This window comes from Kocuria sp. ICS0012 (assembly GCF_001665945.1).
GTDB lineage: Bacteria > Actinomycetota > Actinomycetes > Actinomycetales > Micrococcaceae > Kocuria > Kocuria marina.
Window position 1 is genome coordinate 1 of record NZ_LZMM01000060.1, and the last position, 5,794, is coordinate 5,794.

6 protein-coding genes and 2 pseudogenes are annotated in these 5,794 nt (G+C 69.0%); 2 read left to right on the top strand and 6 right to left on the bottom strand.

Annotated features, from left to right (window positions below; translation table 11 throughout):
• Positions 1–157: 157 nt before the first annotated feature.
• From A5728_RS09960 to mgtE, 3 genes and pseudogenes are all read right to left on the bottom strand, one after another.
• Positions 158–1,243, bottom strand: a complete 1,086-nt coding sequence (locus A5728_RS09960; RefSeq protein ID WP_064846884.1) for an alkene reductase — start codon at positions 1,241–1,243, stop codon at positions 158–160.
• Positions 1,244–1,316: 73 nt separating this feature from the next.
• Positions 1,317–1,871 (bottom strand): annotated as a pseudogene (locus A5728_RS09965) (aldehyde dehydrogenase family protein); the annotation flags it as partial.
• A 54-nt stretch (positions 1,872–1,925) separates the two neighbouring features.
• On the bottom strand, positions 1,926–3,287 hold the full coding sequence (mgtE, locus tag A5728_RS09970; RefSeq protein ID WP_231885611.1) for a magnesium transporter: 1,362 nt from the start codon (positions 3,285–3,287) through the stop codon (positions 1,926–1,928).
• Between the two features lie 201 nt (positions 3,288–3,488).
• On the opposite strand from mgtE, the gene A5728_RS09975 reads away from it, so the two are divergent.
• On the top strand, positions 3,489–3,905 hold the full coding sequence (locus tag A5728_RS09975) for a PaaI family thioesterase (RefSeq protein ID WP_231885612.1): 417 nt from the start codon (positions 3,489–3,491) through the stop codon (positions 3,903–3,905).
• 308 nt (positions 3,906–4,213) lie between these two features.
• On the opposite strand, the gene A5728_RS14830 is transcribed toward A5728_RS09975, so the two are convergent.
• From A5728_RS14830 to A5728_RS09985, 3 genes and pseudogenes are all read right to left on the bottom strand, one after another.
• Positions 4,214–4,477, bottom strand: a complete 264-nt coding sequence (locus A5728_RS14830; protein ID WP_064846886.1) for a hypothetical protein — start codon at positions 4,475–4,477, stop codon at positions 4,214–4,216.
• Between the two features lie 13 nt (positions 4,478–4,490).
• A pseudogene (locus A5728_RS14835) lies at positions 4,491–4,631 on the bottom strand (hypothetical protein); the annotation flags it as partial.
• Positions 4,632–4,693: 62 nt separating this feature from the next.
• Positions 4,694–5,173, bottom strand: a complete 480-nt coding sequence (locus A5728_RS09985; protein WP_064846887.1) for an MFS transporter — start codon at positions 5,171–5,173, stop codon at positions 4,694–4,696.
• Positions 5,174–5,475: 302 nt separating this feature from the next.
• Between A5728_RS09985 and A5728_RS09990 the strand changes: the two genes are divergently transcribed.
• Complete coding sequence (locus A5728_RS09990) at positions 5,476–5,667, top strand: hypothetical protein (protein ID WP_035965649.1); 192 nt, start codon at positions 5,476–5,478, stop codon at positions 5,665–5,667.
• The last annotated feature ends 127 nt before the right edge of the window (positions 5,668–5,794 follow it).

Below are 5,794 nucleotides of genomic sequence, written 5' to 3' on the forward strand. Positions count from 1 at the left end.
CCCCCCCCCCCCCCCTCTTGGTTTTTTTTCTCCTAACCGGCGGGGGGGCCGCCGGCGCCGGGGGGGCCCGGGGGTGCGGCCCCCCCCCCCAAAAAAAACCCCGGGGGGGCCCCCCCGCCCCCCCCCCCGCCCCCCACCCTCCTGAAGGAACCCGTGCCTACCGGGCCGCCACCTTCGCGAACGGGTAGTCCACGTACCCCTTGGGTCCGCCCACGTAAAAGGTCGTGGGATCCGGGGTGTTCAGCTCCAGCCCGTCACGCCAGCGCTCCACCAGGTCCGGGTTGGCGATGAGCTCACGGCCCACCACCACGCCGTCCGCGAGATCGGCGCTCATGATGTGCTCCGCCTCCTCGAGTTCGGTGACCACGCTGAAGCCGCTGTTGAGGTAGAACACACCCTCGAAGTCACGGCGCAGGTCCCGCACGAACTCCCCGTCCACGTCCTTGTGCAGCACGGACAGGTACGCGAGGTCGAGTCCGCGCAGACCGGTGAGCAACGCGTCATAGGTGGCCACGACGTCGTCGTGGTCGTCCTCGATCGCGCCCTGGACGTTGTGCTCGGGCGAGATCCGCAGCCCCACGCGCTGCCCGCCGATCTCCTCGGCGACGGCGCGCACCACCTCGATCACGAACCGTGCCCGGTTCTGCGGGGAGCCGCCGTACTCGTCGGTGCGGTGATTGGAGGACGGGGCGAGGAACTCGTGGAGGATGTAGCCGTTGGCGCCGTGGATCTCCACGCCGTCGATCCCGGCGTCCACCGCGCGGCGGGCCGCGGCGACGAACTCCTGTTTGATGCGGGGCAGCTCGTCGGTCTCCAGGGCACGGGGCGTGGGCATGGGCTGCTTGCCGCTGGGCACGTGCACCGCCTGGTCCACACCGATCGCACTGGGGGCCTCGGGCAGGGGGCCGCCGGTGAGTTCGGGGTGGGAGACCCGCCCGGCGTTCATGATCTGCATGAAGATCACGCCGCCCTTCTCATGTACGGCGTCCGCCACCCGGGACCAGCCCTGGGCCTGCTCGGCGGTCTCGATGCCGGCCTGACCCCAGAACCCGCGGCTCGTCACGGCCGGGAACGTCCCCTCCGTGACCACGAGGCCCGCGGACGCCCGCTGCGAGTAGTACTCGACGTTCATGTCCTTGGGTACACCGTCCGCGTCGGAACGCATCCGGGTCAGCGGCGCCATGGCCACACGATTGGCGAGCTCGAACTTTCCTACGGTGATCGGGTCGAACAGGGTGGGCATATGTTTCCCTTCGTCGAAAGCTGTTGGTACTTAGTCAGTACCCACAACATCCTTCCCCCGCACACCATTCCCGAGGAAGGCTTTCAGAAGGGTCGCCGGAGGAGTTGCCGCAGCCCTTCTGCTCCTGGCCCACCAACGGGTTGTCGTACTGCAGCTTGTTCTGCAGCGGACCCAGGACGTTCTGTTCCTCACGGCCATTGCCCATGGGCATCTGCTGCGCCACGCCGACGAGCGCCTCGCACACGGAGTCGTAGGCGTCCTCGTGGACGTAGAGGCGCGTGAGCGCGGCACACATCTGGCCCGTGTTGATGAACGCACCCCAGAACAGGTCCCCGGCAATGGCCTGCGGGTCCACGTCCGGCAGCACCACACCGGCATCGTTGCCCCCGAGCTCGAGGGTCAGTCGTGCGAGCCCGTCCGCGGCCGAGCGCATGATCGCCTGGCCGGTCTTGGTGGAGCCGGTGAACATGATCTTCTCCACACCGTCGTGTTCGGACAGCGCCTTGCCCACCTCGCCGCCGCCGGGCACCACGTGCAGGACGTCCGCCGGGAGCACCTGGTTGAGCACGTGGATCAGGCCCAGCACGGACAGCGGGGTGTACTCGGAGGGCTTGACCACTGCGGCGTTGCAGGGCGCTCCGGGCACCGGGGTGAATGGCTCCGGCCTGGGGGTGCTCCCGCTCTAGGCCAGCCCCAGCATCGCCCGGGCGATCAGGAAGTAGACCACGAGCCCGGCGGCATCCACGAACGTGGAGATGAACGGGTTGGAGAACACGGCCGGGTCCGCCCCGATGGCGCGTGCGATCAATGGCATACATCCCCCCACGGTGGCGGCCAACGTACACAGGGCCAGCAGTGTCAGCCCGATCACCGCGCCGATGTCCCACCCGTAGATCAACCCCACGATCACGAATCCCAGTCCGCCCAACAACAGCCCCAGACACAGTCCCACGCGCATCTCGCGCAGCATGACCTTGACGACGTCCCGGGTGTGCACATCCCCCAGGGCGAGCGCGCGGGTCAGGGATGTCGCCGCCTGGTTACCCGTGTTGCCGCCGGTGCCCGTGAGCAGCGGGATGAACACGGACAGCACCACGAGCTGTTCCAGGGTGGACTCGAACGTCTCCAACACCCGTACGGTGAGCACGGCGCTGACCGCGAGCACCAACAACCACACCACGCGCGAGCGCACGAGCCGGAACACGGGGGTGGACAGGTACGGCCTGCGCAACGGCTCGGAACCGCTGAGCCGCGCCTGGTCCTCGGACTCGGCGTCCTCGAGAATGTCCAGGGCGTCGTCCACGGTGAGCACGCCCACCAGGCGGTCCTCGTCGTCCACGACGGGCAGGCTGAGCACCCGCAGGGCCCCGCACTGGCGCGCCGCCCGCTCCCGGGGTTCCGTCGCGGACACCCGGTCCGCCTCCTCCATGACCTGTGAGACGAGGGTGTCCGGAGGGGCTGCCATGAGTCGCTGCAGGCTAGTCACGCCCAGGAGCCGCCGCTGCGGATCCGTGACCATGACCGTGTACACATTGCGGGTGCGTTCCAGTTCCCCGCGCACCCGTTCCAGACTCTCGGCGCACGTCAGGTCGGGGTGGGTCGTGACGTACGAGGGGTTCATCCGCCGCCCGATCGAGTTCTCCGGGTAGCCGAGCACCGCCGCGGTGAGCTCGCGCTCGGAGAGCGGTAATCCCTTCAACAGCCGGGTGGCCAGGGCCGCAGGCAGTTCGTCCAGCAGACTCACGCGGTCGTCGGTGTCCAGGGACTCGACGACGCCCGCGACCTCCTCGTCCCGCAGACCCGTCACGAGTTCGCGCTGCAGCGGCGCGTCGAGACGTTCGAACACGGTCACCGCGCGGTCCTTGGCCAGCACCCGGTAGGCGACGGCGCGCTGGCGCACTCCCAGCCGCTCCAACAGGTCCACGACCTCCCCCACCGTGAGCTCCGCGAGCAAGCGCGCCACCTCCGGCAGGTCCTGGCTCCCGATGGCCGATTCGACGGCGCGGAAGGGCCGTTGGACCTTGACTTCGTGGACACGGCTCACGTGCCACCCCTTCCTGGTCATTGGACGGCACCGACGGGACGCGGGAGCCGTTGCCAGCCTGTCAGAAATCGGACGCGCCCGCCCAGTGGTGGCCGCACTCTAGAGTGTTCTCGTATCGCCCCACCCCGTACCCGGGAGTGGTCCTCCAGGCCCGGCCAGGCCCCGCACCGAAGGGTGACCGTGTACGCAGACCCCACCGACATGACCGCCATCCGTGAACTCCTGCACGAGATCCTGCGCAACGATCCCGCACCCCTGCACCTGGGCATGGACCTCGGTGAGATCGAACAGGGCCGAGTGACCATGTCCATGACCGTGTCCGACTTCATGGCCAACGGCCACGGTGTCTGCCACGGCGGATACCTGTTCACCCTGGCGGACACCACGCTCGCGTACTGCTGCGCGACCGCCGGCTCCCCCATCCTCACGCGCAACGCCGAGATCACGTTCACGGCTCCCGCGCACAGCGGCCAGGTGATCACCGCGATCGCCACGCGCCGGGTGAGCTTCGGCAGGAATCAGATCTGCGACGTCGTCCTGGAGGCCGACGGGCGCGTGATCGCCTACTTCACGGGGCAGGGCACCACCCCGCCGCAGCCCAAAGGTACGGTGAAGTGACGGGCCGGACACTGTAACGCCCACCGCTGGAAGTTCTCGGGCACGCCGAGGCCACGTTCGACCCCGTGAGGTAGCCTCGGCGTGCCTCAGACTTTGGTGCGGGCTCGCGAATGACGCGCGGATGCGGCGTCGGCACTGGAACGCCGCGCCGTCACCGCATGACAGACCGGAACGGCGCTACACCCGCCCCCGGTGCACGATGCGACCGTCGTGGTTCACGCGCTCCTGGCCCAAATTATTGATGTGCGAATTTCCGAGCTCCTACACGAACGCGGTCGAGGACGCCGCGATGAGGTCCAAGACTTGCCTCACGGCGCGGTCCCCGATCCCGTGGATCGCCCCCCGCAGCCCACTGCACAGGGCACGCCCAACCATGGGGGCCGCGGCCGGAAGCGCGTGGTCAGCTCTTCCGCGGTGTGCAGCCGCTGGTAGGCGCCCATTTCCAGGGGGCCGCTGCTCATGTCGTGGACGGTGGTGATCCCCCACGCGGAGAAGTCGGCCAGGGCCACCCGCCTCCCGGCCAGCAGGTCGTCCGGGCCCGTCCATCCGGTGCTCGTCGTAGCCCCACCCACGCACCCACTCCCCCGCCTCAGCTTCCTGTGCGGCCTCGCGGATCGCTTTGACGACGTCGCTCGCTCGCGGTGTCACGGACGGCCTGCAGCCCGCCTTCATGGCCAGGCAGGCATACATCCCGCGATGCCCGTAGGACTCGATGAGCCCCGGCATGAGGTAACGCCCACCCGCATCCACGACGGGTGCACCCTCCGGGGTGCGCGCGCGATGGCCGACTAGCGGACCTTGACCGGGAACAACTGGATCAGGACGGTGCCCACGGGAGCGTACGGGATGGAGGCGAAGCCGAGTCCCAGGATCATGGCCACGGTGATCAGGGCGGTGTCCCGGGTATCCACGAGCCAGAAAATGGGGAAAGTCACGAGCGCGGCGATCGCGTAGCCGACGGCCTCCACGATGGACGGGGAGGTCTTGTCCGCGAGGGCCACCACGGCGGCCACGATCATGGAGGACAGGATGGTGCCGGTGGGCGAACCCAGCTGCACCACCGCGCTGGAGAAACCGCGCTTGTGCTCAGGGGCGTTCTCCACGGCCAGCAGGGTGGCGCCGCCCCATTCGCCGCGGACCGCCATGCCCTGCACGAACCGCGGGACGGCCAGCGCGGGGTCCTCGCCGCCGAAGAACAAGGGCGCGAAGACGATGGACGCGGTGGGGCCGAACAGGAAGAAGTCGTACCACTCGAGGGACGTGCCCACGTAGGCACCGATCAGCGCTTTGCAGGCCTTGCGGGGGTCGTGTTCTCGGGCCGCGGGATGCTCCGCGGTATGGTCCGTGGGACCTTCGGTCGTGCTGGACGTGACAACCTCTGGATCAGGGAAGTTGTGCCGTTGCCCCGGGACCCGCTCATACGAGCACCCGGAACAGTGGCCGCGATTATTTATGTGACCAGGGTCCTACACCGGAGCTTTTCGGCGGGTTCAAGACTGGAAGGGGTCCGCCCGAAATTCGCTGCCGCGAGACGGTTGTCGCGTCCCGTGGCAAGTGGTCGAATGAACGCATGAGTGAAAACAGCATCTGGGATGCCCTGGAATCCGCACGCGACAAGGCCAAGGAACGGGAGCAGGAGGAGATGCAGCGCGTCGAGGACGCGGACAACCACGAGCAGCAACGCGCCGCCAGCTCCCGCGTGGCAGCACGCCAAGCCGTGCGCGAGACGCTCGACGACATTCTCGCGCAGCGGGAGGGGTGAGGGGTTCACGGAGGGGGTGAGCCCCCCAGGCAACCTCGTGCGGGGGGGGGGGGGGGGGGGGGGGGCCCCCCCCCCCCCCCCCGGGGGGGGGGGGGGGGGGGCGCCCCGGGGGGAGCCCGCGCCCGGC

Bases quoted from the DNA above. Each gene is read 5' to 3' on its own strand.
- A5728_RS09960 (WP_064846884.1), bottom strand. From the start codon at position 1,243: ATGCCCACCCTGTTCGACCCGATCACCGTAGGAAAGTTCGAGCTCGCC.
- A5728_RS09990 (WP_035965649.1), top strand. From the start codon at position 5,476: ATGAGTGAAAACAGCATCTGGGATGCCCTGGAATCCGCACGCGACAAG.
- A5728_RS09975 (WP_231885612.1), top strand. From the start codon at position 3,489: ATGACCGCCATCCGTGAACTCCTGCACGAGATCCTGCGCAACGATCCC.